Origin of the sequence: Spirochaeta thermophila DSM 6192, from assembly GCF_000147075.1 — a bacterium.
GTDB classification, from domain to species: domain Bacteria; phylum Spirochaetota; class Spirochaetia; order Winmispirales; family Winmispiraceae; genus Winmispira; species Winmispira thermophila_A.
In genome coordinates, this window is the sequence record NC_014484.1 from 954,878 (window position 1) to 980,189 (window position 25,312).

The window sequence follows — 25,312 nt, forward strand, 5'->3', positions numbered from 1 at the left end:
ATGGATGAGATAAGGACCCACCTGGAGAAGCTCAAGGCCTCCATTGAACGCACTCGACCCGACCTCCTGCCCGACCTCGACCTCCTCATAAAGAAGTGGGAAGAGAAGACGAAGGAGGACCAGCGGGTCTCGGCGTGGCACAGGGTAGAGCTGGCCAGACACATCCAGCGGCCCACCACCCTCGACTACATCCAGCGCATCTTCGACTCCTTCATGGAACTCCACGGCGACCGGGGGTGCGGGGACGACCCCGCCATCGTGGGGGGGATCGCCCTCTTCGAGGGATTCCCGGTCACGGTGATCGGCCACCAGAAGGGCCGGAACATGAAGGAGAACCTCATGCGCAACTACGGTATGGCCCACCCCGAGGGGTATCGTAAGGCTCTCAGACTCGCCAAACAGGCCGAGAAGTTCTCCCGGCCGGTGATCACCTTCATCGATACCTCAGGGGCCTATCCCGGCATGACCGCGGAGGAACGGGGGATCGGTGAAGCCATCGCCCGCAACCTCAAGGAGTTCAGCGTGCTCGAGGTGCCGGTGGTCTGCGTGGTGATAGGGGAGGGCGGTTCGGGAGGAGCGCTCGGCATCGGCGTGGGGGACGAGATCTACATGCTGGAGAACGCCATCTACTCGGTCATCTCGCCCGAGGGATGTGCCTCCATCCTCCTGCGGGACGCATCAAAGGCCAAGGAGGCGGCCGAACTCATGAAGCTCACCGCCCAGGACCTCCTCGCCTTCGGGATCATCGACGGGATCGTCCCCGAACCCCCGGGTGGAGCGCACACCGATCCCGATCGCACCGCCGGAGAGATCAAGAAGACCCTCAAGGATGCGCTCAAACGGCTCAGGCAGAAGAAACCCGCCCAGCTCGTGAAGGAACGGAGCCAGAAATACTTCTCCATCGGCGTGTTCGAGGAGGGAGGGGAGGAAGGTTCCTCGCTGCTCCGACGTCTCTTCGGCCAGCAGACCGGCGCCTGACCGGGTCACCCCCCTCGTCCCCTTCGAGCCGCCGGAGTCCCGCTCCCCTCACGCCCTCGCCCACCATCCGGGGGGCGTCCGCTTAGAACGTGGCGCCTCCCCCCAGCACCCACACCACCGCCGCACCCGGATCCCACACGCCCCCCATCCCCAGCGCGCCCAGCACCCCCAGCACCCCACCCACGGCCACGCCCCACACCCATCCGCGCCGCCCCCGGCCCCTCCCCACCAGTCCGCGCCAGAGGCCCATCCCCCCCAGCAGCACCAGCACCCCACCCGCCCCGAGCCGGGCGATCACCGGGTGCGCCTCCCGGAACGAGCGGGCCGCCTCGTAGAGCCCGAGGGCCCATCCCGAGAGCGTGGCGTTGAGCACGAACACCCTGTTCGTCACGATGAGCACCCCTACCCCCACCAGGAACCCCCCCGAGACCAGCCTCACCCCCGTGGCGTGGCGCTTGAAGAACGAGAGCACCCCCTCGAGCCGCTCGAAGAACACCGCCACCAGGAGGAACGGCACCCCCAGGCCGACCGCGTAGAGGAGGAGTGCCCCGATCGCCGTCCCCGCCCCCTGGGCCTGACCCGCGAGCACCAGGATCCCCGCCAGGATCGGCCCCACGCACGGACTCCACCCCGCCCCGAAGGCCAGCCCCAGGACCACCGCCTGGATGAACCCCGCCCGGGCCCTCACGTGTACCCTTCGCTCCACGTTCAACCCCGGGACCAGATCGAACGCCGTGTGGATCCCGAACAGGATGACGAGCCCACCCGAGACCCAGCGCACCCAGTCCAGGGAGAAGAACCCCACCAGCCGGGAGGTCACGAACCCCAGCACCGCGAACACGATCGAGAACCCCAGCACGAACCCCAGCGCCGCACGGAGCACCGCCCCCCGTTCCTCACCGATCGACCGTACCGACACCCCCGAGACGAGGGAGAGGTACACCGGCACCATCGGGAGCACACACGGCGAGAGGAAGGAGAGCACCCCTCCAAGGAGGGCCAGAGGGAGCACCGCGATCCCGCTCATTCCGCGAGGGCCCTCTTGATCGCCTCGTAGACCACCTGGGCATCCCAGTTACGTGCTCCCACGAGCTTCCCCCTCACGTTCCCCTCTTTGTCGATGAAGTAGGTGGTGGGGATCCCCGACACCGCGTACATGCGCGCCACCTGCCCCGTGGCATCGAGAAGCACGGGGAAGGTGTACCCGTTCTCCTTGATGAACGAGCTCACCTGGCTCTTCTGTTCCTGCACATCCACCGCGAGGAAGACCACCTCCTCTCCCTTAAGCGCCCTCACCATGGTTTCGATAGACGGCATCTCCATACGACACGGCGGGCACCACGTGGCCCAGAAGTTGAGGAGCACCACCTTCCCCCTGTAATCCGAGAGCGACACCTGGCCCCCCTCGAGCAGGGGGAGCATGAAATCCGGCGCGGGTACCGGGGTGGACGGCGTACTGAACCCCGCCCGTGCGAGATACCCCTCCAACGACTCCTCCAGCGAGACGCTCACCCGTTCGAGAGCCTTCTGCCCCAGTCCGGGCGCTTGCTTCTGGGATTCCGACTGCTGCGCACTGCACCCCATCGTCGCAAGGGAGAGCACCAACACCATCGCCCACCATCGCATGAAGACCTCCTCGAGAGAAAATATAGAAAAAATATGATATTTATGACCAAAAAAATCAAGCCTTTCTGGACCGCACATCCTCTCACCGACCCCCGAGCCACAGGAGCGCGAGCACGCCCATGTTGTAGAGGGCATGGGCCCACGCCACCTCGTGTATGTTGCCGCCTCGGGCGTACCGCTCCCCCAGGAAGACCCCCAGGAGGAAGGTGAACCCCCCGCCGTACCACCCTCCCTCGTAGAGGTGTCCCATGGCGAACAGGAGTGCCGAAAGACCCGTCGCCACCCAGCCCGGCGCACCCAGTACCGTGAGACGACCCATGACATACCCACGGAAGACCACCTCCTCCCAGTACCCCGTGATCAGCGAGAAGAGGAAGGCCCAGAGGGGAAAGAAGGATGGCGTCATCCGGAAAGGGAGCACCTCGTCCGGCCGGATATCCTGGAAGACGAATGCCCACGATCCCACCAGCACTCCCATCCCCAGGAGGGTGACCAGGACCCGGCCGGGACGCACCTCCCTCACCCCCCCCAAGGGGAAGGGAGGCACGCCCCAGCGGACCATCACCTTCCTGAGGAAGAGCACCAGGGTCATCAATGGGAGCGCTCCCAGCCCGTAGACCAGGACAAAATCGGGAGAAAGTGTTACACTGATAGGATCGGGGCCCACCGCATACTGCGATGCATACCCCGGGACGAGGAGAAGGAGGATAACCCCCATCTCCGCGAGGACCAGGCCCTGTAGGTGTCCCACGTGAAGGTGATAACAGGAATTCTCGTAAGCATCAAGGATACCACACGATCCGTCGAAAAGGGTAATGTATGACCGTGTTTTTCATCATCATGGGCATCTCCCTCTTCGTCTTCCTCATCGGGTTCCAGAGGATGGGCGGCTTCACCTTCCCCTGGATCAAGTTCTATGTGGAAGGGAAAGAGGCGGGATTCTCCTTCAGTGATCTCAATCTCCTCAGGCGCCTTGCAGTGGACAACCACCTCAAGGATCCCACGGCCCTCTTCTGGTCAGAGAAGACCCTCAACCTCTGCATACGAAACACCATCATCAAGTTCAGGAACCAAGGGAGGGAGCACGACCCGCACTCCATAGAGTACATAGGCCGGCTCTTCGACTACAGGAAGCGGGTGGAATTCAGCCTCCCCAAGTACCGCCTGGGGTTGAGGAGCACTCGCGAGATAGAGGCGGGACAGATCCTCAGGATCATCCTCCCCGAGATGAGAGGGCGCATCTTCACCAGTTCCGTGGTGGAGAACATGAGAAAGTACATCGCCATAAGCTATCCCCAGAGTCCGCACCCGATCCCTCCCGATTTCTCCTGGATGGGAAGGGAGATACACGTCTATTTCTGGCGAAAGGACGATGCCGGGTATTTCTTCACGAGCAGGGTGCTCGGCGATTTCAAGGAGAGAAAGTTCGAGATCCTCCACATCGATCATGCCGAGGAACTCGTCCGGACCCAGAAGCGCAAGTCGATACGACTCCCCATAACGGTTCCGGCCCTCATCTTCCCCCTCAAGGACATCCACCAGGCGAGCGAGGAACCGGAGAAGATGGGAGGCTTCAAGTGTCGTATGGTGGACGTCTCCGAAGACGGGGCCGCGGTCCTGGTGGGAGGGCGCGCGAAGCCCGGTATCCCCGTGAAGATCCAGTTCCGCCTCGGGGAGGACCTCATCGTCATGTGCGGCATGGTGAAGGGGGTCTCGTACAAGAAGAAGACCCACCAGTCCATCCTCCACATCCAGAGCGTACCGCTCTCACGGAAGATGAAGAACACCATACTCACCCACGTCTACAAAGTCTTCGATGTAGAGGAAGGGAGGAAGGGCGGATCTCCGGTCTCTCCTGCTCCCGGAATGGACGTATCTCGAAAAAACAGTTGAAATTCCACACTTTTCCCATTACTCTCTCTAGTAAGGAGCAGGACGATGAAAAAGATACTCGCCTTTGCGACAGGGCTTTTTCTCTTTGTCACAGGGTCGGCAGGTGCCCAGGAAGCCGCCGAGAGCGGGGAGCTCGCGACCTACCGTGAGCAGTTCCAGAACGCCTCCCTTCCGGTGAAGGTCCAGATCATCACCGACGCCCTCGAACTGGGGAGGACCGACTTCGGTCCCCTCTACAAGGACGCCCTCACCTATGTGGTCAACCAGAGGGACAAGCTCAAAGGCGATCCTGCCCTCCGGGAACTCGCCGCTCTCGCGGTACGGGGGGTCGACGAGACCGCCTACGCCCCGGCCGCCCTCGACCTGTGGACCCTTTTCGAGGCCGACGAAGAGACCACTCTCAGGGTAGCGATCTTTCGTGCCCTTCAGAAGATCGTACGTCCGGGCGATCCGGTCATGGAGGGAGTCCACAGGTGGTTGCAGGAACAGAACGCGGGCGCCCTCGTCTCAGGGGTGCAGCGCGACAGGCAGGTGCTCGAGGCCTGCATGGACGCACTCGCGGTCATAGGTGATCCTGCGTCCTTTGATCCCCTTGTCCATACGATCCTGGTCCAGTACTCGCAGACCATCACCCAGAAGGCGTTCCAGGCCCTCCTCTCACTCGGCGACGTCGATGTGGTCGACGGTCTCGGGCGGATGATGGAGAGGGAACAACAGGAAGTCCGGGAGAAGATCTACGAGGTCTTCACCACGGCCCCTACCCTCACCGAGGAACAGCACAGGAGGGTGGCGGAGAAGGCCCTCGAAGTGGCTATCGAGGTCATAAAGGCCCTTCCCGCGCCCCTCAAGCAGGTGAGCATGTGGCGGTACCGCATCGCCTCTTTCCTGGTGGAGAACCCTCCTGAAGGGAGCTTCACTCCGGTGGCCATCGATCACTTCAACCTCACCCTCCTCGAGTACGACAGAGGGATCGCGCCGCGGAGTGCCGTGGCCGAGGCCGTGGCCCTCCTCGGTGCCATGGATACCGACGAGGCCGCGGAACGCCTCACCGCCTACCTCGACCTCATCAACACCTACACCGAGCGGAGCCTCCACTACGACATCCAGATCACCCTTGCGGTGATCGAAAATCTCAGGAACCTGGGGAGGAAGGTCGCCTACAACAGCCTCCTCTACACCACCTTCCTCAACTATCCCGCCCGGATAAAGAATGCAGCACGGGAAGCCATGCAGGCCCTCAACGATTGAGGTCTCAGCATACGGGACACTGTGGGCCGGCCTCCTCGTCACAGGGGGCTGGCTCTTTCTGTGGGTGACCTTTCCCCTCCTCGGTCTTCCGGGATCTTTCGCGGCAGGCGTCCTGCTGGCTTCGTACGGCCTCGCCTCTTCCCTCATGGACAGGCGCATCTTCCTCGTGACCGTACTCCTCGCGGTCGGCCTCTTCGGGGGGTTGGGGTGGCGTGTTGCGGAGGGGAATGGATACCTGGGCCTTCCGAGGGATCGCATCGCACGTCTACAGGCTGTGGTGGTGGAGGACTCACGGTGGCGGAACCAGTGGTGGGAGACGGAGCTCTCGGTGCATGGGGTGGAGGGAAGAGACACCAGCCGGACCGAGGCACGATTCCGCTGCCTCTTCAGGAGCCCCGAGGGGCCTTTTTGGAGGGGGATGAAGGTGGAGGGGGTCCTGGAGGGATATGCCGACGACGGAACCCTGAGGGGACGCCTCGTGTTCCGGGGGTGGACATCCCCGGTCGCACGGATCCGGGCAGAGGCGCAGGAGAGGGTCCGGCGCATCCTCTCCCGCTGGGAACCCGAGTGCGCGGCCCTCTTCACCGCCCTCTTCCTCGGTGACAGGCACCTCATCCCCACACCCCTCTACGAGCGGTTCAGGAAGGCCGGGGCGCTCCACGTGCTCGCCCTCTCCGGACTCCACGCGGGGATCATCGTCGGCCTCCTCGCCCTCCTCCTCCGCCCCTTCCCCGGATCCTCCTGGAAGCCCTTCGTAGCGGCGGCTGGGCTCTGGATCTACGTGTGGTTCGTAGGGCCCTACCCCTCGCTCCTCCGCGCATCCCTGGTGGTGGGCCTCTCGCTGTTCCTCCTCCCCCGGAAGATCCCCGCCCCCTCCCTCCTGGGGGCTCTGCTTCTCTTCATGGTGCTCTTCCTCCCTCGTGCGCTCTTCTCCCTCAGCGGGGTGCTCTCCATGGCGGCCTTCGCGGGCATCGTGTTCCTCGCTCCCCTCCTTCGCGCCGCGGTGACCCGGTTCCTGCCGGACCTCCTCGCCGTGCCCCTTTCGGTGGGCGCAGGAGCCTTCCTCGGTACAGCGCCCTTGGTCTCGCTCGTCTTCTCCTCCCTCCCCCTTCAGGGTCTCCTCTCGGGTCTCTTCATCGTACCCTGTGCGGCGGGCTTCCTCCTCCTGGGTATCGCGAGAGTCGTCCTCGAGGCCCTGGGAAGTACGCTCCTCGCCGGGGCCCACAGGACCCTGCTCGCCGTGCTCCTGTGGGTCGTGCGGGCCTGGGGCGGTCTTCCTTCACTTCCGGGCCCTTTCCCGGGTATACTGCTTCTCATGGGAGCAGCGGCGGTGCCTTTCGTATGCAGATCCATCCCGTGGGGAGGGACGGCCCGTGGGTGAGACCTCCTATCCCATCCGGATGAGAGAGCTCATGGCACGCCACGGGCTCAGCGCCTTGAAACGGTTCGGCCAGCACTTCCTCGTGCGGGACGACGTGCTCGGGAGGATCGTGCAGGCCCTCGATCTCCACCCCGGGGAGCAGGTCTGGGAGATCGGGCCGGGGATAGGCGCCCTCACCGCCCACCTCCTCGACGAGGGGGTGGAGGTGGTGGGCTTCGAGATCGACAGGGGATTCGTCTCGATCCTCAGAGAGGAGTTCGGCGGGGCACCGCTCACCATCGTGGAAGGCGATGTGCGGGACACCTGGCGCACCGTGTACGCTACACGTGTCCCACACCGGGTGGTGGGCAACCTCCCCTACAACGTCGCCACGAGCATCATCCTCGACTTTCTCGAAGGTGGACTCATAGTCCCGCAGGTCTTCATGGTCCAGAAAGAGGTGGCCGAACGCATGGCCGCCTCGGTGGGGAGTTCGGCATACGGGGCCCTCTCCGTGATCGTGGCTACCTTTTATCGTTGTGAACTGCTCTTCCACGTGCCTCCTACGGCCTTCCATCCCCGCCCGAAGGTCTGGTCCTCCGTCCTCCGCCTTCACCCAGTCGCATCTCCGGTGCCGCGGGAACACATTCCCCCGTTCCTCTCGTTCGTCTGGGACCTCTTCAGGTACCGGAGGAAGATGCTGAAGAACGTGCTCCTTCGGTCACCGCTGGCGGCAAGGGGAGTGGAGGGGGTGGTTTCGCTCCTCGAGAGGGTAGGGATAGACCCTACCCTCAGGGCGGAGCAGCTCCCCCTCGACCGCATCCACGCGCTATGGAAGGAGTGGAAGGAAGAGGGGACTAGATGATGCCCAGTTCCTCGAGCACGGCCTTGACGACTCGTTTCTTGTCCTCGGCCAGGGGACAGAGCGGGAGACGGTAGACCTCCTGGATGGAGAGGGAGGAGAGGAGGGTCATCGCGTACTTCACGGGAATGGGGTTGGTGTCTATGAAGATCGCCTTGAAGAGGGGCAGGAGTTCGTAGTGACTGCGCCGGGCTTCCTCCATGCGCCCCTCGAGCAAGGCCTTCACGAAGGCGCTCATCCTCCGGGGGACGATATTGCTCGCCACCGAGACCACGCCGTCTCCTCCCAGGGCCACGATGGGAAGGGTGAGATTGTCGTCACCTGAGAGGACCGCGAACCCCTCCGGCCGTTTGGCGAGGATCTCCATCACCTGGGCCATACTCCCGCTCGCCTCCTTCACCCCTGCGATGAGGGGATGCCCGGCGAGACGGAGGATGGTCTCGGGTTCCACGTTCTTGCCCGTGCGGCCGGGGATGTTGTAGACGATCACGGGAAGCTCACACGTCTCGGCAATCGTCACGAAGTGACGGTAGAATCCCTCCTGGTTCGGCTTGTTGTAGTAGGGCGCCACCTGGAGCGTCGCATCTGCCCCTATCTCCTTGGCCCGCTTCGTCATCTGGATGGCCTCGTCGGTGCAGTTGGACCCCGTACCCGCGATCACAGGGACCCTGCCCTTCGTCTGATCGACCACCACCTCCACGATCTTCACGTTCTCCTCATGGGTCACCGTGGGACTTTCCCCCGTGGTGCCCACGGGAACGAGACCATTCACCCCTTCGGTGATCTGGATCTCCACCAGATCCCTGAGGGCCCCGTAGTCCACGGAACCGTCCTTGTTGAACGGTGTGATGAGCGCGGTGAACACGCCTCTAAACATTGGCTACCTCCCCGAAGATATCGTCTATGAACGTCTCCACCGTGAAGAACCCCTTTCGTCCCAGGAGCCATTCGGCGGCCCTCACCGCCCCCACGGCGAACCCCTTCCGGTTCCGGGCCCGGTGGGTGATCTCCACGGTGTCGGCCTCGCTGTCGAGCATGAAGGTGTGGGTCCCGGGCACCTCGCCACCGCGTACCGAGGCCACATGAAGCTCATCGGGCTCCGGAGCCCGTGAGAGTCGCTCGGTGACCACACGTCTCTTCCTCGTACTCGCCTCCAGGACCTTCTGCGCCAGCGTGAGGGCCGTGCCGGAGGGCGAGTCCTTCTTGCGTCTGTGGTGTAGCTCGTACGCCAGGACGTCGTACTCAGGGAATGCGTTCGCCAGCTTTGTCGCATAGACTGCGAGGGCGAAGAAGAGGTGGGCTCCTATGGAGAAGTTGGAACCCCAGAGGTATCCTATCTTCCCGCCCACCATCCGCCTGACGTCCTCGATACGATCCGTCCACCCCGTGGTCCCCACCACGGCCGGCACTCCTGCCTCCACGTAGATGCCACAGTTGGCCACTACGCTCGAGGCATGTGAGAACTCGATCGCCATGTCGGCACCGGAGAGGAGGGAAGGCGTGAGCCTGGGGGCGTCGCCGCTGCCCGAGGGGTCCACCCGGCAGGTGACCTCGTGTCCACGTTCCCTGAGCACCAGCTCCACCTCTCGTCCCATCCGGCCGTAGCCTACCAGCACCACCTTCATGGTCTTCTCCCTAGTCCTGGGCGAGTGTGGCCGCCGCGGTGTTCACGATATCGTCCACGGAACACCCACGGGACAGGTCGCTCACCGGTTTCGCGAAGCCCTGGAGGAACGGCCCGTAGGCCTCCGCCCCCGCGAGCCGCTGGACCAGCTTGTACCCGATGTTCCCTGCATTGAGATCCGGGAAGATGAGGACGTTCGCGCGGCCCGCCACCTGGGAACCGGGCGCCTTCTTCTTGCCCACTTCCGGGACCAGCGCGGCGTCGGCCTGGAGCTCCCCGTCCACCACGAGGTCGGGCCGCTTCGCCCGTACGAGCTCGAGGGCCTCCACCACCTTGTCGACCAGGGGATGTTGGGCCGACCCTTTGGTGGAAAACGAGAGCATGGCCACCACCGGTTCGGCGTTGAGGAAGTTCCTGCACGATTCAGCAGAGGCGATGGTGATCTCCGCGAGTTGCTCCGGAGTGGGATCGGGAATGGTGGCGCAGTCCGCGAAGACGAGATGGCCCTCCACCCCCCAGGAGGTGTCCCTCATCTTCATCACGAAGCAGGACGAGGCGTACTTGATGCCCTCGCGCGTCTTTATGATGGTGAGGGCGGCCCTGAGGACGTTTCCCGTGGAGTTCTCGGCCCCTGCCACCATGACGTCTGCTTTGCCGAGACGCACCATCATGGCCCCCCATCGGAGGGGATCACAGATCTCCTTGTAGGCGGTCTCCTTGGTCATCCCCTTGTGTTTCCTCAGCTCGTAGTATTCCTCCGCGAAGGCCTCGAGGTCGTCGGGCACACCCGGCTGCATCACGCTGATGCCCTCGAGCGAGACCCCTGCCTCGTGCGCCTTCGCCTCCACCTCCCCGGGATCCCCCAGGAGGACCACCTGGGAAGCGAGTCCCTGTTTCCGGATGATCTGTGCGGCCTTCAGGGTTCGTTCTTCCGTTCCTTCGGGGAGCACGAGTCTTCGCTGGCGATCCTTGGCCTTCTTCCACATCTCGGCTACGAAATCCATGTCCTTCTGCTCCTTACGCATCGGTGATTCAAGGGTGATCATGTCCCTCACGAGCTATTATAGATGAGATCCCGTGAAATTGAAATACCGGGGATTGTGAAAGGTGTGCAAACTTTCTATGATGCTCCCATGCGCGTCGGTGTCTACGGGCTCGGTCGGTTCGGTCGGTTCTGGGCGGAGACCCTCGGAACCCGTTTCGAGGTGTACGGATACAGCAGGACGCCCAAGACCATCGCCCCCCGGCATTTCACGCTGACCACCTACGAAGGGCTCCTCTCGTGTGACGTCATCGTCCTGTGCGTCTCCATCTCCGCGGTCGAGGAGGTGGCCCGATCTCTCGCCCGGGACCTTCCCCCTTCCACCCTGGTGATGGATACCTGCAGCGTGAAGACCTATCCCCTCGAGGTGCTCTCCAGAACCCTCCCCGACGGGATCGACATCCTGGGGACACACCCCATGTTCGGTCCCGACTCTGCGAGAGACGGTATCGCCGGTCTCCCCATCGTCCTCACCCCCTGCAGGGTCACGGAGGAGCAGAGTTCCTTCTGGGAAGAGACCTTCCGGGAGATGGGACTCAGCGTCCACCGGATGACGGCAGAAGAACACGACAGGGAGGCGGCCTACACCCAGGGCATCACCCACTTCGTGGGGAGAGTCCTCGGGGAGCTCCACCTCGAGGACAGCCCGATCGCCACTGTCGGGTACAGGAAGCTCCTTGAGATAAGGGAACAGACCTGCAACGATCCCTGGCAGCTCTTCCTGGATCTGCAGCACTACAACCCCTACACGCGCCGGATGCGGGAGGATCTCGCCCGGGCCTTCACCCGCATACTCGCCGTGCTCGACAGGACGCTTGACGGAGGAGCGGACCCCTCTGTACGATAACCTTTCCGAAGGAGGGTGTACGTGCCACGTTTTCTGGAACGACATCTCGAGTTTTCGCAGTTCCACATGGTCCTCGGTGAGGATGCGGAGTTCGAGGGCAAGATCGAGGTCCCGGAGGCCCTGTGGATCAGGGGCAGGGTGAAGGGTGAGGTCGCTTCCTCCGGGGAGGTGGTGATCTCCGAGGAAGGGGCCCTCGAGGGAGAGGTGGAGGCCCGGGCCGTCCAGGTGAGGGGGACCGTCGAAGGAAAGGTCTCGTGCGCAGGCCTCGTGGAGCTCTTTCCCTCGGGGAAGGTAGGGGGGGAGATCGATACCAAGGAGCTCGTGATCCAAAGGGGCGCCCGATTCTCAGGGGAATGCAGGATGGAGGGAGTATGAGACGTGCGTTCCTGCTGGCGTTCTTCATCGGCGGCATGGCCTTGAGCCTCTATGCCCAGGAGAAGCCCGATGCACTCGCTCTCTACAGAGAACGACGATACAGCGAAGCGGTGGCCGTGTGTCTCCAGGAGATCCAGGAGACACCGCGTCGGGTGGATTCCTACGTGGTGCTCGGCTGGTCGCTCCTCGCCCTCGACCGCTATCAGGAGGCCCTCGACTACAGCGAGCGGGCCCTCGCATTCGCACCGTACGACTACAGGCTCCTCATGAACGCAGGGGAGAGCGCCTATTTCCTGGGCGCATACGATAAGGCCCTCTCCTACTTCCAGCAGTACGTGGCCGTGGCGCCCACGGGCCGTCACATCCCCGAAGTGTACGCCTACATGGGCGAGATCTACCTCAGGTGGGGAGAGTTCTACCACGCCGACATCGCCTTCAGCACTGCTGTGTACCACAGGAAGGATGTGCCCACCTGGTGGATACGGTTGGGATACGCCCGTGAGCAGTCGAGACAGCTCCGTCTCGCTCTCGCGGCCTACGAGGAGGCGGTGAAGCTCGCCCCCTCGAACCAGGAGGCGACCGCCGGGGTCGAGCGCGTACGTGAGGTCCTCGCCCGTAGCACGCCCTGATGAAGCCGGTGGTGGTTTTCTACACCCTCGGGTGTAAACTCAACCAATACGAGACCGAAGGTATAGCCGCTGCCTTCCGGGAGGCGGGGTACCGGATAGGGGAGTTTCCCCAGTCGGGTGATCTCTACATCGTCAACACCTGCACGGTCACGAGCAAGAGCGAGCAGAAGGCGCGCAGGATCATCCGGAAGATCGCCCGGGAGCATCCGGAGGCCCTCGTCGTGGTGACGGGCTGCTATCCACAGCTCGAGAGGGACGAGGTGCAGGCCCTCTCGGACCGTGTCATCGCCCTCCCATTGGAGGAGAAGCCCCTCCTCCTGCAACTGCCTTCCCGGCTTCAAGATGAGGATCTGGATCCCTCACGCGTGGAGCGTCTCCTCCAGGAGATCCGGACACAGGCCCCCCTCGACGGCACGGCCGGACGCTTCCTCTACCGGGTGGACCGTCCTGCCTTCCACGCCCGCTCCTTCCTCAAGATACAGGATGGGTGTGATCGACGGTGCGCCTACTGTCGGGTCCCGCTCGCGCGTGGAAGGGCGGTGAGCGACGACCCCGCGCGGATCCTGGAGCGGGTCCAGGAGCTCGAGGGACGGGGCGTGCGGGAGATCGTGCTCACCGGTGTCAACCTCGCCCAGTACCGGTGGGAATCCCTCGACCTCGGGGGGCTTCTCCTCCATCTCCTCTCGCATACCTCACGCCTCCGGTTCCGCATCTCGTCTCTGGAACCCGAGGGTTTCTCGGAGGCCCTCTGGGAAGCCCTCTCCTCCCCAAGGATCTGCCCCCACTTCCACCTCCCTGTCCAGTCCGGATCGAACCGTGTCCTCAAGAGGATGGGGAGGTGGTACACGGCGGAAGAGATCTCGGCCCTCATCGCGAGACTCCGGGAGGTCTCCCCGGATCCCTTCATCTCGGGGGACTTCATCGTGGGATTTCCCGGGGAGACCCGGGAGGACTTCGAGGCCACCTGTGCCTTCCTGGATGAGAACGCCTTCTCCGGGGCCCACCTCTTCCGCTACTCCCCCAGACCGGGGACTGCGGCCTATGCTTCCAAAGCGCACGTGCCCGAGCGGGTGGCGAAGGAACGGGAGGAGGCCCTGCATGCCTGTGTGGAGGTGTACGCCTCGGCCTATCTCGCACGGCAGCGGGGAAGGGTGGTGGAGGTGATCCCCGAGCAGGAGAGGGAGAAGGCCGGACAGAGGTATGCGGTGGGTACCTCGGAGAACTACCTGCTCGTATGGGCACCGGTTCCCCTCGAGGGGGAGACGGTCCGAGTCGAGGTGGGGGATGTGGTCGAAGGGGAACCGCGTTCGGTCTATGGATCTCCCGTTCGATTTGAAAACCAGGGGTGATCGGTCTATATTGAAGTAGTGGTGGGACCTCCTGTAACTTTTGGAGATTTTTGAGGTTTTAGAGATTCTGGAGAACGATCGAGATGCGAGTATATCCCCCGGCGTTGCTGCTCCTCGTGTGTGTCCTCACGGCGCCTGTCCTCTTCGCAGAGGAGGACCCGCTCCTCATCCCCCTTCGGCCTCACACGGTGAGCACCGCCGGGGCGGGCTGGCTCTTCGATGAAGGATACGCCTCTTTCTTCGCCAATCCCGCGATGCTGCCCGAAGACGGTTTCGACCTGACCCTCCTCGACGCTTCGGTCTGGCTCCATGAAGACCCTCTGGGCACCGTGGACACCCTCGCTGCCCTTCTCCTCGCGGAGGAGGGGGAGGCGCTCCTTCCATCCCTGGAGGAACAGCTCGAAGCGACGGGTCTCGGCGCGGGCTCTCATCTCGGATTGGGATATGCAGGAGGAGGCCTCGGGCTGGGCCTCTCCGTGACCACTGACTCTTTCTTCTGGGGGACGTCGATCCCCTCCCATGTCCATGGGGTGATCCTGGGCGAGTACTCCTTCTTCCTGGGCGGGGCCTTCTCCTTCGGACTCGGGAGCATGCGGGTGCGGGTGGGTACGGACGTGAGGCCCTTCATGCGCGCGTATGCCCCGCTCGACGAGGAGGAGGCCGGCGCGCTCTTCGCCTCGCTCCTCGATCTCCCTTCATCGGGGACCTTCGGAGATGCGGCGAACACCCTCACCGGGTACGGTGTGGCCTGGGACGTGGGGGTCGTGCTGGCCTTGCCGGGATCCCTCGCCGTGGCCTTGGCGGTGCGGGACGTGGGAGGGACCCGGATCTCCTATACCAGGACATCGTTCGATAGGGCGAAGGACGCCTTCCTCCGCATGGGACTCCCGGAGGGAGGGGAACGCGTGGGAGAGGACTACACGATTCCCATGACCATCTCGGCGGGGCTCCGATGGGCCCCTGACACCGGAGAGACCTGGGCCCCCCGTCTCTTCGTCTCCGTGGGACCCTTCTCCGGCGACTGGGAGGACCTGCCCGATGCGCTCCGCATAGGTGCCGAGGTGACGATCCTTCGCACCTTTACACTGAGTGCCGGTTACGGATCGGGGGCCCTCTCCGGGGGTCTGGGCCTGGACATGGGTGTGCTCGAGGTGGATCTCGGCGCAGGGTTCCCGCTTCGTGAATCCGGAGAGAGGGACGTTCTTTCCCTTTCGGGTATTTCGCTGGGAGTGAGACTCGGCCTCCCGTAAGGAGGGGCTGGATGTTGACATTCTGGAGGCCTTGGTGTATAGTCCACGCCGTCGCGGGGGGCCGCTAGCTCAGCTGGTAGAGCAACGCCCTTTTAAGGCGTGGGTCACAGGTTCGAATCCTGTGCGGCTCAAGCTTCGGCGATACATGTCTCCTTCGTCTAGGGGTTAGGACACAGGGTTTTCATCCCTGTAACAGGGGTTCGAATCCCCTAGGAGACGCTGGCCGCCATCGGAGATGGCGGCTTTTTTCATGTCCCAGCAAGCAGAAAAGCCCCGCCTACGCGGGGCTCCCTGTGTCACCTGCTCCAGAATCTGAATCCGAGGGATCCCTGGAGTCCGAAGTTGAAGTCCGGAAACTTGAAGGGATCCGCGATCCTCTGGGTGAAGGTGGGAGCGAGCTCGAGGAAGAGCTCGAGCGGACTCAAGGGGAAGATGTTGAGTCCGATGGGCACCCTCCCCCCCAGCTGGATGTCGTTCTCGTCGTTCATCCTGGCGTACCCCACGTAGAACCCCAACCCGAGGTAGTAGTTGAGCACGCCCACGAGCTGCTCGTTTGTGAACCAGTAGTCCCCGGTGAGGCCGATGGAGATCTGCTCGGACCCCACCGTGAATCCGAGCCCCCAGAGGAGAGGGGAACCGTTGGGTTTCACGGACAGGAAGGCGTTGGTACCGGGGAGCCCTCCGACCGGTTCGAGTCCGAATGCGAGGCCGATGCCGAATCCGTGAGCGCTGAGGGCCACTGCCGTCAGGAGCGCCACCATGAGCACGCGTTTCCGTACGGTCATGCCGTTTCCTCCTTACTCTATGAATCTGAACGGTGCACCCATACAACATAGAGCGTATCGAGATGAAAAACAAGTGGAGAGGGCCTTCCAAGCGGGTGTCGATCCTTGACCGACGTCGTCGAGGGGATCCTGTTGCATTGTGCAGGGAGGTGGGGCATTCCCTTGACTTTCCTCCGCGGGCCTGGATAGGCTCCTCTCATGGGTGTACGAGGCCTCGTCCCGGCGGCGATCCTCTGTCTCCTCGTGGTCACCTCTTGTGCCTCCTCGCCCCGGCCCGATCTCGCAGAGGCGTACTTCTCTCTCGGGAACGCCTACTACGACGAAGGAGACTTCTCCCGGGCCGTTGAGGCGTATACCCAGGCACTGAGGTTCTCCCCGCACACTCCACGTATCGAATACAACCTCGCCCGTACCTACATACGGATGGGTGAGTACGACCGGGCCGAGGCCCTCCTCGAGGGCCTCCTCGAGAGGGATCCCGTGAACACCATGGTCCTCTCCACCCTGGCCTACCTCTTCATCTGCAAAGGTGATCCCGACACCGCCGAGGACTTCTACCGTCGGGCGCTCGAGCTCTCGCCGGGCGATGTCACGATCCTCTACAACCTCGCCCGTCTCCGCATGGAGGAGGGTGATGTGGACGAAGCGCTCTCGTACGCAGGGGAGGCCTACGAGATCTCTCCGGATAAGAAGGAGGTGCTGCTCCTCTATGCCATCCTGCGGCTCGAGTCCGCTCCCACGGACGAGGAGGCCGTGGCCCTCGGGGAGACGGCGCTCTCCTCGTATCCCAAGGATCCGTATCTGCTCCGCGCGCTCGCCCGGGCGTATGAAGCGACCCAGCGATACGCCGATGCCCTCACCCTCCTTTCCACACTCACCGCGGCGAACCCCGAGGATCCCGATGCCTTCTTCTTGAGGGCGCGCCTTCGGCTCCTCTATGCCGGTGAGGTGAAGGAAGGGCTCGACGACCTCCGGAAGGCCTGTGAACTGGGGTTCTCCGACAGGGAACGGGCAGGGGAGCTCCTCTCCTCTCCCTTCCTCGTCCCTGTGGATGAGGTGAAGGAGATCCTGGGGGAGCACGATCTCCTTCCGGAAGGGGTGCTCCCCCGGGAATGAAGTGTCAGAGGCCTCGTACGGCCTGTTCGACGAGGTGGACCACCTCTTCTATCGAACGATCGGCGGGTATGTCCACCAGCCTGGACTTCTTGCCGTAGTAGGTGATGAGGGGTGCGGTCTGGGTGCGGTAGACCTCGAGGCGATGGCGTATGGCCTCGGGCCTGTCGTCCGGACGGATGACGAGGTCTTCCCCGGTCTCGTCGTCCTTCCCTTCCACCTTCGGGGGGTTGTAGATGACGTGGTACACCCTCCCCGTCGAAGGGCAGACCCTTCGCCCCGAGAGGCGCTTCACCACTTCCTCGTCGTCGATCACGAAGTTGACTACCTTCTCCGGAGGTGAGAAGGCCTCCAAGGCTTCCGCCTGGGCGATGGTGCGAGGGAATCCGTCGAGGATGTATCCGTTTCCGGCATCGGGGGCCTTGAGCCGCTCCCGGACGAGGGCCACGGTGAGCTCGTCGGGGACCAGTTCCCCCCGGGCGAGGATCCCTTCCACCTCTCTGCCCAGGTCGGTCTTCCGGGAGACGGCGTCCCTGAAGAGGTCCCCGGTGGATATGTGGGGGATCCCGAGCCGGTCCTTCAGGACGGCTGCCACCGTACCTTTACCCGCCCCCGGGGGGCCGAGGAATACCAATCGCATCAGCATGCTCCTTCCCATCGTGGATGTATGGCTCTCATGTACCATGGAAGACGTGGTATGACAAGCATGTTGTACAGCGCTCGCGAATGGGGTAGTATGGAACAGGAGGTGTGTATGGATTTTCTTGCAAAACTCAGGGAGTTGGTGGACAAGGGAGTAGACGTGTCGGCGGAATTCCTCGCCAAGGCCAAGGCCAAGGCCGAGGAGGCGGGAGAGAAGGGTGCGCTCAGGGTCGAGATCTATCAACTCGAGCAAAAGGCCAAGCAGGTGAGCACCCTGCTCGGGGCGGAAGTGTACCACGCCTTCATCGAGAAGGGACAGAAGACCATCACCGCCGAGTCCCCGGCGATACGGGACCATCTCGAGGAGCTCTCGCGTCTCCGTTCCTTGCTCGAGACCAAACAGCGGCGTCTCGAGGAGTTGTCGGATACATAACCTCGCGGGTTTCCTCTTGCACAATACCATATCCTCCCTTATTCTATGGGGAAGGGGGAAGCATGGCCGAACAGGATCAACTCCAACTGGTGACGTTTCAGCTCGGGAACGAGATCTACGGCGTGGATATCTTCGATGTGCGGGAGATCCAGCGGAGGCAAGAGGTCCGTCCCATTCCCAACGCCCCTCCTTTCATCGAGGGTATCTTCAAGTTGCGGAAGGATATCATCCCGGTGATCAACCTCCACAGGCGGTTCCACATCCCGGAGCCCGAACTCTCGGAGGAGGATCGCCTCCTCAGTGGAATACTCATCCTCGAGATCGACAGGAACAAGATAGGGGTCCTCATCGACAAGGTGCTCAGGGTGGTCTCCATTCCGCACGAGAAGGTGCAGCCTCCTCCCGAGGTCTTCACCGGTATCGGTACCGAGTACATCGAGGGGGTGGTCCAGCAGGAGGATGGGTACCTCATCGTTCTGGATGTCCACAGACTCTTCAGCCCCAAGGAGCTCAGGCAGATTGAACGCACCATTGCAAGGTAAGGGGTCCGGCATGTCGATTCCTCTGTTCCGTCCCTCAATCCGACGGAGGGACATGGAGGCCGTGCTCGCACAGATGGTCGACGAACGCCTCGCCCCGGGTGAGGTCTCCAGGACCTTCGCGAGGGATCTCTCGAAGGTCCTCGGTGCAGTCGACGGGGTGGCCTTTCGGGAGTACGAGCGTGCCCTCCTCACACTGATGGGGGTGCTCGAGCTCTCTCCCGGTGACCGCATCCTTGCCTCGCCCCTCCTTCCGGCTGTGTACGGTGAGGTGTGGGCGCGGTTAGGGGTGGACGTGGTGGTGGCCGACGTGGATCCGAGGACGGGTGATCCCCGGGGGGTCGAGGACCTCGTGGACGGGGTGAGGGCGGTCTTCTGGAATCTCCCTCTGGGGGTGGTGCCGCACATGGGCACGCTCGCCTCCCTGGGGGTACCGCTCGTCCTGGATGTGTCCCAGGGGGTGGGGGCATCGTGGGAAGGCGCGCCGGTGGGGACGTCCGCCTCCTACGTGGTGGTGAGCCTCGAGTCGGATGGGATCATCACCACCGGGGGTGGTGCGGTGATCGGGGGATGCGGGAGGAAGGAGGCCCAGGTCCTTGCCCGGGTGAGGGCGGAGATCCATTTCGGCAACCTCCTCTCGGACATGAACGCCGCGCTCGGCATGACACAGCTCGCCCAGCTCGACGAGTTCCTGGAACGGCGCAGGGGGATCTGGGATGTCTACCTCGATGCCCTCATGAGGTCCCGACATTCGGGCTTCTCCTCCGTCCACGAAGGGGCTGTGTCGGTGCCTTGGACATTTCCCGTTCTCCTCTCCTCGGAACGGAAGGCGGCCTTCCAGTATGCGAAGAAACAGGGGGTGGAGGCGGGCGACGCCTTCCAGGATACGCTCATCGCCTGTTTCGATGTGGGAAGGTCGTGTCCGGGAGCGGAGGAACTCCTCCGTCGGTGTCTCATCTTCCCGCTCTATCCCATCATGTCCAGGGAGCGGGTCCAGCGGGTGGCGCGTGTGATCGCCTCCCTCCCTTGAATCCGGGTGGACGTATGCCAGATGTCGTGGTGATCGCAAATCTCGAGAAGCCGCGTACTCCTCGTATCCTCCATGAGGTGGAGGAGCGTCTCAGGGGGGAAGGGCTTTCGTACCGCGTGCTCGGTCTGGAGGGGTCACTCCCTGAAGCCTCCCTCGACGGCGCGCGGTTGGCGATCTCCATAGGAGGCGACGGTACGGTTCTCTACAGCGCGAGGCTCGTGGCTTCCCACGGGGTACCGCTTCTGCCGATCAACGCCGGGAGGTTGGGCTTCCTCGCGGAGCTCGGCGAGGGGGAGTGGAGCGAGGTCTTCTCTTCCTGGAAGGAGGGGGAGGCCCTTGTGAGCGAGCGTCTCATGCTCAAGGCCACGGTCTCCAGGGGTGGGGAGGTGGTCGCCTCGTGCATCGGGCTCAACGATGCGGTGATCTCTTCGTCCGGTATCTCGAAGATCGTGCGTCTCTCGGTGGTCATGCACTCCTGTACCATGGGCGAGTACCATGCCGACGGGGTGATCATCGCCACGCCCACGGGGTCCACGGCCTACTCGGCCGCGGCCGGAGGCCCCATCCTCCATCCCGAGGTGCCGGCCTTCATCGTCACGCCCATCTGTGCCCTCTCGCTCGCGAGCAGGCCGGTGGTGACCCCTTCTTCCGAGCCGGTGATCGCCCGGGTGCATCACCACCTGCGTACGGGGGTGCTCCTCACCATAGACGGGCAGGAGGTGGTGGAGCTCGCTCCCGGCGACGAGGTGCGGGTGGAGGATGCGGGGATCAGGGCGCGCCTCCTGCTGTCTCCGCGGTGGACGTTCTACGACGTGCTCCGGACCAAACTCGGATGGTCGGGAGGACCGGTGTATGCTTGAGCAGCTCTCGGTGCGTAACTATGCGATCATGCGTGAGCTCGTGGTGGACTTTTCCTCGGGGTTCACGGTCCTCACGGGTGAGACCGGGGCGGGGAAGTCCATACTCATAGGGGCGTTGGGGCTCCTCGGCGGGGGCAAGGCGGATGCGGATGTGGTGCGCGCCGGGCAGGAGCAGGCCGAGGTGGCGGGGGTCTTCGTGGTGGAGGGCAATCGGGAGGCCCTGGCCTGGCTCGGGGCACGCGAGATTGAACCCGAGGACGGCCGGGTGGTGGTGCGGCGGGTGGTCAGGAGTTCCGGTCGGTCGAGCGCCTTCATCCAGGCCGCGCCGGTGACGGTCGCGGACCTCGCGGAGTTCTCGGGGTTCCTCTTCGACATCCACGGTCAGCACGAGCACCAGTCGCTCTTCAGAACCGAGTTGCATCGGCAGTACCTGGATGCCTTCGGCGGGTTGGAGGGGGATGCGGCCGCGTACGCGGAGGTCTTCAGGCGGCTCACCGAGCGGCGGCGTGAGCTCGAGGATCTCCTCTCCAAGGAGCGGGACCTCGTACGGGAGCGGGAGCTCCTCGCCCATGCGGTGGAGGAGATCGAGGCGGCACGGCTCACACCGGGCGAGGACGAACAGGTGGAGCAGGAGCTCTCCCTCCTTTCCCACCTCGAGCAGGTGGCCGAGGACCTCAAGGACTTCTTCTCCCTCGCGACCGAGGGACCACAGGCGGTGCTTCCCGCCCTCAAACAGATGCGGAGGCTCCTCGGTCAGGTGGAGCGGGTGGACAGGAGGGTGGAGCCCCTGGGGGCACGTCTCGAGAGCGCCTACTACGAGCTCGAGGATGTGACGGAGCAGATCAGGTCGTATCGGGAGGGGCTCGATTTCTCTCCCGAGCGGCTCGAGGCGGTGGCGGAGCGGAGCGCGCTCATCCAGCGCCTCAAGCGCAAGTACGGCGACACCGTGGAGGAGGTGCTCTCCTTCCTCGAGGAGGCGCGCCGGAAGCTCTCGAGGCTCGAGTCGTACGATGAGGAGACGGCCCGTCTCAGGATGGAGGTGGAGGAGCTCCAGCGGGAGGTGCTCCGACGGGCAAAGGCCCTCATGGAGGCCCGCGTCCGGGTGGGCGAGGAGTTCGCCCGGAGGGTGGAGACGATCATCCGCTCGCTGGGGATGCAGAAGGCACGGTTCTCCGTCCAGGTGGAGCAGCGTCTCTCGGAGCGGGGGGCGCCCGTGTGCACCCCTTCGGGTATGGACCGGGTGGAGTTCCTCATCGCCCCCAATCCGGGTGAAGACTTCAAGCCTCTCCGAAAGATCGCCTCTGGTGGTGAGATCTCCCGGGTGATGCTCGCCATAAAGACCCTCACGGCGCAGAGCGATCCCATCGCCACCCTCGTGTTCGACGAGGTGGATACGGGTATAGGGGGGGAGGTGGCCCTCGCGGTGGGCGAGTACCTCTACGAGGTGGCCAGGTACAAGCAGGTGCTCTGTATCACGCACATCGCATCGATCGCCGCCAGGGGGGATCGTCACCTGGTGGTGCGCAAGCGGGTTGAGGGAAACGAGACTATGGCCGATATTGAATATGTGGAAGGGGATGACCGGGAGGAGGAACTGGCGCGCATGCTCTCGGGGGACGTGGACAGCAGGGTCTCGCGGGAGCATGCACGGGAGCTACTCATGAAGTACGGAGGATCCACGCGTGGCTAAGGTGAGCGCCGAGGCACGGGCGCGCTACACGGAGCGTATTCGGAAGTATACGAGCAGGCTCGAGCAGCTCTCGGCGAGGGAGCGGAACCTGTCGGCCATCGTCTCGAAGGCCGATTCGGGGTTCGAGGTGCAGAAGCTCGCCCTCGCGGAACTTCTCCTCAACAAGGTCTCCTGCTACCTGGTGATGGACGCGCTCTCGGAGAGGCTCCTGGGGGTGAAGAACGATGGGTTCCTCAACGAGGCGAGAAAGGTGTGGTCACAGAGCGTGATCCAGATCGAGGAGGTGGTCTCCGACTTCATCGACCCTTCCATCTCCGATCTCAAGGACAGGCTGGATGCCATAAGCGGTCTGGATGAGAAGGAGCGGTTCCGCCTCATCCACAAGTTGGGGTTCGCCCTGGAGAGCGTGAGGGAGGCCTTCGGTGAGGGCTCGAAGTGGAAGTGGGCCTTCGTGGATATGGAGGCTCGATTCGCCACGGTGGCGAAGAATATCCTCGACCTGCGCACCCTGGTGGAGAAGCTCGATCCCCGGGTGGAGGGGTACAGGGAGCGGGTGCAGTACCTGGAGCTCGTGAAGCGCCTCCTCATGCAGGCGGCGGAGCGCTACAGGGAGCGCTATGAGCTGGCCACCCACAGGCTCGAGGATTTCAGGAAGGCGATCCTCTATCTCGAGAGCTACAAGCGGCTCATGATGCTCCTGGGTGAGCGCGAGGAGGTGGAGATGGTGTCGAAGAAGATCGAGGTGTGGCGTAACAAGATGGAGGACGACGAGAAGAAGATGCAGCAGAGGGGCGCTGCGGGCGGGGGACAGCCTCAGGGTGCCTGAGGGTTGAGATGGCGGAGGGAGTCGTGGGGATACAGTTCGCCCAGGGTGAATATCCTCGGTTCTCCTTCGGGATCGTGGCAGACGATCGGGGTTTCGGGGGGGAGGAACTCGCTGAGGACCTGCCTGCAGGCCCCGCAGGGGGTGAGGAGGGTGGGGACGTCGGGGCTGTAGATGGCGAGGGCGGTGAATGCGCGTCGGCCTTCGAGGAGGGCGCGGAACAGGGCGGTGCGTTCGGCGCACACGGTGAGGCCGTACGATCGGTTCTCCATGTTGGCTCCTTGGACGATGGTGCCGTCGTCGCAGAGGAGGGCTGCGCCCACGTGGATGTGGGAGTAGGGGGCGTAGGCGAGGCCGGCGGCGGTGTGTGCGGCGGTGAGGAGTGCCTCGATGTGTCGGGGGTCGAGGGGCATGAGGGCCTCCGGATCCAGTTTTGTTGACAGTCTTCCTTCCGATTTTATAGGATAGTCCCGGGAGTGGGAAGTGAGTCGAGCAGGTGTCTTCTGGATCCTGGTGCTTTCGGTGGTGTTGTTCGTCGTCTTCCCGTACAGGGTGAGGACGGGTGTGGGATTGGTGCCGGAGTGGGGCGGAGGGGAGGGGGGGGATGTGGGGGGGGTGGTGTGGGTGTACGGCGGACCGGGGGTCGTGGGGGCGGTGGGGGAGGAGGGGTGGCGGGAAGTGAGGGGGGAGGGTGTGGTGGGGGGGAGGTGGGGTGTGGTGGCGCGGGAGGGGGATGGCTGGGTGGTGCGGGGGTGGGACGGGAGGGTGCAGGGGCGGCTCCCGGACAGAGGGGTGCCGTTCGTGAAGGATGATCGGCTCTTCATGGTGGGGCGGTTCGGGAGGAGGGTCTGGGAGTGGGGGACCGATGGGCGGGAGCGGGGGATGTGGGTCCATGCGGGGATGCTCACGGCGCTGGACGTGAGGGGGGGAGTGATGGCGTCGGGGGAGGTGGGGGGGCGGGTGGTGGTCCGGGGGAGGGGGGGTGAGGGGGTGTGGGAGGGGGGGGGAGTGGTGTACGGTGTGGCCCTCAGCCCGAATCTCTCCCTCTGTGCGGCGGTGGTGGGGCTCCACCCCCAGCAGGTGGTACTCCTCGGCATCGACGGAGGCCTCGAGGAGCGTATGCGCTTCGTCCTCGACTCCTCCTTCAGGCGTCCGGTCTTCCTTTCTTTTCTTTCAGACACCCTTCTGGGTGTGGAATCGGCGCAAGGGTTCCTCCTCGTTGATCTGAGGACCCGCGCGATCTGGACGCTTCCTCTCTCCTCTCCCCGCCTCACCGCCGCCCTGGGTGCGGATCTCCACCTGGTGGACCACGGCGATGGTCCGGGGAGGATGCTCTCCTTCATCTCATCCCTCACGCATGCGGTCCTCTTTTCCCTTCCCCTTCCTCCTCCTGCCTTCTCCGGTTCCGAAGGACGGAGGGTCTTCCTCCGCCATCCGGGAGGGGTGTTCTCCTTGTCACTGGAGGATGACGTATGAGGAAGGCCCTCTTTCCCTTCCTGGGGGTGCTGTTCTCCTTTCTGACGTCTCCTCTCTGCGAGGCCTATCAGTGGCCCGTGGATCCCTCCTTCCTCTCCATGGGGTTCGGAAGCCATGTCGAGGGGATGACGCTCCCCGGGCTCATCTTCACCTCACGGGGGACGGTGTCGCCAGTGGCGGCCGGTGAGGTGGTCTTCACGAGAGAGGCCGGGGATGCAGGTTCCCTTCCCCTGTGGACGTCCTCTCTCGTGGTGATCGCACACGAGGAGGACTTCTTCTCCATCTATCAGGGGCTTCCCCCTTCTCCCCTGCCCCCTGTGGCGGGGCCGATTACTCCTCTCGCCGATATCGAAGGGACCTCGTGGTACTTCGAGCTCTTCGATCTCCGGTGGCAAAAGATTGTGAATCCCCTCATCGTCCTTCCCCCCGTCGATCCTCCCGATACCCGTCCTCCCCGTATCCTGGACCTCGTTATGGAGAGGGAGGGGGCACGGATCTCACTCCCCCCCAGGGGGGAGACCGTCATACCCCCCGGCGTGTGGAGGTTCTTCCTGCGGGCTGACGATCCTGGGCCCCTGGGAGAGGGCCTCTGGTTCCGGTGTTCACTCCTCCTCCAAGGGGTGGAGCTTTCGACGATCGAGTGGAGCAGTCTCTCCCTGGTCCAGAAGGCCCTTCTCCCCGAGGGGAGTGTGCCGGGAGAGCCTGTCTACACCGAGGACGGGTTGGTCTTTCTCGGTGCGTTCAGGCTCCTCCCAGGCCGACAGCAGCTTCGGGTCGTGGCCCGTGATCTTGCCGGAAATCTCTCCTCCCGGGTGTATCCCCTGGTCGTACGATAGGA

The 25,312-nt window shown here is 63.8% G+C and carries 28 protein-coding genes and 2 tRNA genes; 21 read left to right on the forward strand and 9 right to left on the reverse strand.

Going from position 1 to position 25,312, the window contains the following annotated elements; translation table 11 throughout:
- Positions 1-978 carry an acetyl-CoA carboxylase carboxyltransferase subunit alpha gene (locus STHERM_RS04225; protein WP_013313649.1) on the forward strand — a complete coding sequence of 326 codons (978 nt, stop codon included), beginning with the start codon at positions 1-3 and terminating at the stop codon, positions 976-978.
- Positions 979-1,060: 82 nt separating this feature from the next.
- Here the strand turns inward: STHERM_RS04225 and STHERM_RS04230 are convergent, their stop codons facing one another.
- The 3 genes from STHERM_RS04230 to STHERM_RS04240 form a co-directional block, all read right to left on the reverse strand.
- Positions 1,061-2,005 (reverse strand): cytochrome c biogenesis CcdA family protein, encoded by a 945-nt coding sequence (locus tag STHERM_RS04230; protein ID WP_013313650.1) that lies wholly within the window; start codon positions 2,003-2,005, stop codon positions 1,061-1,063.
- Positions 2,002-2,604: a TlpA family protein disulfide reductase gene (locus tag STHERM_RS04235; RefSeq protein WP_041623244.1), complete on the reverse strand. Its 603-nt coding sequence runs from the start codon at positions 2,602-2,604 to the stop codon at positions 2,002-2,004. The genes STHERM_RS04230 and STHERM_RS04235 overlap by 4 nt, the downstream gene beginning before the upstream one ends.
- An 82-nt stretch (positions 2,605-2,686) precedes the next feature.
- Complete coding sequence (locus STHERM_RS04240) at positions 2,687-3,355, reverse strand: CPBP family intramembrane glutamic endopeptidase (protein ID WP_013313652.1); 669 nt, start codon at positions 3,353-3,355, stop codon at positions 2,687-2,689.
- Between the two features lie 68 nt (positions 3,356-3,423).
- On the opposite strand from STHERM_RS04240, the gene STHERM_RS04245 reads away from it, so the two are divergent.
- From STHERM_RS04245 to rsmA, 4 genes are read left to right on the forward strand one after another with little or no spacing between them, the layout of a single operon-like run.
- Positions 3,424-4,497, forward strand: coding sequence for a PilZ domain-containing protein (locus STHERM_RS04245; RefSeq protein WP_013313653.1), 1,074 nt, complete (start codon positions 3,424-3,426; stop codon positions 4,495-4,497).
- Positions 4,498-4,542: 45 nt separating this feature from the next.
- Positions 4,543-5,745 (forward strand): hypothetical protein, encoded by a 1,203-nt coding sequence (locus tag STHERM_RS04250; protein WP_013313654.1) that lies wholly within the window; start codon positions 4,543-4,545, stop codon positions 5,743-5,745.
- Positions 5,708-7,126 carry a ComEC/Rec2 family competence protein gene (locus STHERM_RS04255; RefSeq protein WP_013313655.1) on the forward strand — a complete coding sequence of 473 codons (1,419 nt, stop codon included), beginning with the start codon at positions 5,708-5,710 and terminating at the stop codon, positions 7,124-7,126. The genes STHERM_RS04250 and STHERM_RS04255 overlap by 38 nt, the downstream gene beginning before the upstream one ends.
- Positions 7,127-7,145: 19 nt before the next feature.
- A complete protein-coding gene (gene rsmA, locus STHERM_RS04260) occupies positions 7,146-7,970 on the forward strand; it encodes a 16S rRNA (adenine(1518)-N(6)/adenine(1519)-N(6))-dimethyltransferase RsmA (protein ID WP_237223356.1) in 825 nt (274 codons plus the stop codon).
- On the opposite strand, the gene dapA is transcribed toward rsmA, so the two are convergent.
- Genes dapA through pta form a run of 3 tightly spaced genes read right to left on the reverse strand, consistent with a single transcriptional unit; the run spans position 7,963 to position 10,595 of the window.
- Positions 7,963-8,844, reverse strand: a complete 882-nt coding sequence (gene dapA, locus STHERM_RS04265) for a 4-hydroxy-tetrahydrodipicolinate synthase (protein WP_013313657.1) — start codon at positions 8,842-8,844, stop codon at positions 7,963-7,965. The two genes, rsmA and dapA, sit on opposite strands and share 8 nt — an antisense overlap.
- Positions 8,837-9,592 (reverse strand): 4-hydroxy-tetrahydrodipicolinate reductase, encoded by a 756-nt coding sequence (gene dapB / locus STHERM_RS04270; protein ID WP_013313658.1) that lies wholly within the window; start codon positions 9,590-9,592, stop codon positions 8,837-8,839. Before dapB ends, dapA begins: the two co-directional genes overlap by 8 nt.
- Before the next feature lie 10 nt (positions 9,593-9,602).
- The gene (gene pta / locus STHERM_RS04275) at positions 9,603-10,595 is read right to left on the reverse strand and encodes a phosphate acetyltransferase (RefSeq protein ID WP_041623727.1); all 993 of its coding nucleotides are present in this window, start codon (positions 10,593-10,595) and stop codon (positions 9,603-9,605) included.
- A 129-nt stretch (positions 10,596-10,724) separates the two neighbouring features.
- Between pta and STHERM_RS04280 the strand changes: the two genes are divergently transcribed.
- The 7 genes from STHERM_RS04280 (at position 10,725) to STHERM_RS04310 (ending at position 15,302) form a co-directional block, all read left to right on the forward strand.
- Positions 10,725-11,480, forward strand: coding sequence for a prephenate dehydrogenase/arogenate dehydrogenase family protein (locus STHERM_RS04280; RefSeq protein WP_041623250.1), 756 nt, complete (start codon positions 10,725-10,727; stop codon positions 11,478-11,480).
- A 21-nt stretch (positions 11,481-11,501) separates the two neighbouring features.
- Complete coding sequence (locus STHERM_RS04285) at positions 11,502-11,855, forward strand: bactofilin family protein (RefSeq protein WP_013313661.1); 354 nt, start codon at positions 11,502-11,504, stop codon at positions 11,853-11,855.
- Positions 11,852-12,484 (forward strand): tetratricopeptide repeat protein, encoded by a 633-nt coding sequence (locus tag STHERM_RS04290; RefSeq protein WP_013313662.1) that lies wholly within the window; start codon positions 11,852-11,854, stop codon positions 12,482-12,484. The genes STHERM_RS04285 and STHERM_RS04290 overlap by 4 nt, the downstream gene beginning before the upstream one ends.
- Positions 12,484-13,833: a tRNA (N(6)-L-threonylcarbamoyladenosine(37)-C(2))-methylthiotransferase MtaB gene (gene mtaB / locus STHERM_RS04295; RefSeq protein ID WP_013313663.1), complete on the forward strand. Its 1,350-nt coding sequence runs from the start codon at positions 12,484-12,486 to the stop codon at positions 13,831-13,833. Before STHERM_RS04290 ends, mtaB begins: the two co-directional genes overlap by 1 nt.
- A gap of 83 nt (positions 13,834-13,916) precedes the next feature.
- Entirely contained in the window at positions 13,917-15,083 is a 1,167-nt protein-coding gene (locus tag STHERM_RS04300) for a hypothetical protein (RefSeq protein ID WP_013313664.1), read from the forward strand.
- Between the two features lie 58 nt (positions 15,084-15,141).
- Positions 15,142-15,214, forward strand: a tRNA-Lys gene (locus STHERM_RS04305).
- A 16-nt stretch (positions 15,215-15,230) separates the two neighbouring features.
- Positions 15,231-15,302: transfer RNA gene (locus STHERM_RS04310), tRNA-Glu, on the forward strand.
- Positions 15,303-15,379: 77 nt separating this feature from the next.
- On the opposite strand, the gene STHERM_RS04315 is transcribed toward STHERM_RS04310, so the two are convergent.
- Positions 15,380-15,868 carry a hypothetical protein gene (locus STHERM_RS04315; RefSeq protein ID WP_013313665.1) on the reverse strand — a complete coding sequence of 163 codons (489 nt, stop codon included), beginning with the start codon at positions 15,866-15,868 and terminating at the stop codon, positions 15,380-15,382.
- Between the two features lie 198 nt (positions 15,869-16,066).
- Between STHERM_RS04315 and STHERM_RS04320 the strand changes: the two genes are divergently transcribed.
- A complete protein-coding gene (locus STHERM_RS04320; RefSeq protein WP_013313666.1) occupies positions 16,067-16,984 on the forward strand; it encodes a tetratricopeptide repeat protein in 918 nt (305 codons plus the stop codon).
- Between the two features lie 4 nt (positions 16,985-16,988).
- Here the strand turns inward: STHERM_RS04320 and STHERM_RS04325 are convergent, their stop codons facing one another.
- Positions 16,989-17,621, reverse strand: a complete 633-nt coding sequence (locus STHERM_RS04325) for an adenylate kinase (protein WP_041623253.1) — start codon at positions 17,619-17,621, stop codon at positions 16,989-16,991.
- Between the two features lie 114 nt (positions 17,622-17,735).
- Here STHERM_RS04325 and STHERM_RS04330 point away from each other — a divergent pair, with 114 nt between their 5' ends.
- The 6 genes from STHERM_RS04330 (at position 17,736) to STHERM_RS04355 (ending at position 23,001) form a co-directional block, all read left to right on the forward strand.
- Positions 17,736-18,056: a hypothetical protein gene (locus STHERM_RS04330; protein WP_148223865.1), complete on the forward strand. Its 321-nt coding sequence runs from the start codon at positions 17,736-17,738 to the stop codon at positions 18,054-18,056.
- 62 nt (positions 18,057-18,118) lie between these two features.
- Positions 18,119-18,598, forward strand: a complete 480-nt coding sequence (locus STHERM_RS04335) for a chemotaxis protein CheW (RefSeq protein WP_013313669.1) — start codon at positions 18,119-18,121, stop codon at positions 18,596-18,598.
- A 10-nt stretch (positions 18,599-18,608) separates the two neighbouring features.
- The gene (locus STHERM_RS04340) at positions 18,609-19,625 is read left to right on the forward strand and encodes a DegT/DnrJ/EryC1/StrS family aminotransferase (protein WP_013313670.1); all 1,017 of its coding nucleotides are present in this window, start codon (positions 18,609-18,611) and stop codon (positions 19,623-19,625) included.
- Between the two features lie 14 nt (positions 19,626-19,639).
- Entirely contained in the window at positions 19,640-20,485 is an 846-nt protein-coding gene (locus tag STHERM_RS04345) for an NAD(+)/NADH kinase (RefSeq protein WP_013313671.1), read from the forward strand.
- On the forward strand, positions 20,478-22,175 hold the full coding sequence (gene recN, locus STHERM_RS04350) for a DNA repair protein RecN (RefSeq protein WP_013313672.1): 1,698 nt from the start codon (positions 20,478-20,480) through the stop codon (positions 22,173-22,175). Before STHERM_RS04345 ends, recN begins: the two co-directional genes overlap by 8 nt.
- Positions 22,168-23,001, forward strand: coding sequence for a hypothetical protein (locus tag STHERM_RS04355; RefSeq protein WP_013313673.1), 834 nt, complete (start codon positions 22,168-22,170; stop codon positions 22,999-23,001). The genes recN and STHERM_RS04355 overlap by 8 nt, the downstream gene beginning before the upstream one ends.
- Here the strand turns inward: STHERM_RS04355 and STHERM_RS04360 are convergent.
- Complete coding sequence (locus tag STHERM_RS04360) at positions 22,989-23,411, reverse strand: cytidine deaminase (RefSeq protein WP_041623255.1); 423 nt, start codon at positions 23,409-23,411, stop codon at positions 22,989-22,991. The two genes, STHERM_RS04355 and STHERM_RS04360, sit on opposite strands and share 13 nt — an antisense overlap.
- A 70-nt stretch (positions 23,412-23,481) precedes the next feature.
- On the opposite strand from STHERM_RS04360, the gene STHERM_RS04365 reads away from it, so the two are divergent.
- Together STHERM_RS04365 and STHERM_RS04370 are read left to right on the forward strand one after the other, a co-directional pair.
- Positions 23,482-24,474, forward strand: coding sequence for a hypothetical protein (locus tag STHERM_RS04365; protein WP_013313674.1), 993 nt, complete (start codon positions 23,482-23,484; stop codon positions 24,472-24,474).
- Positions 24,471-25,310, forward strand: a complete 840-nt coding sequence (locus tag STHERM_RS04370; RefSeq protein WP_013313675.1) for a hypothetical protein — start codon at positions 24,471-24,473, stop codon at positions 25,308-25,310. Before STHERM_RS04365 ends, STHERM_RS04370 begins: the two co-directional genes overlap by 4 nt.
- The last annotated feature ends 2 nt before the right edge of the window (positions 25,311-25,312 follow it).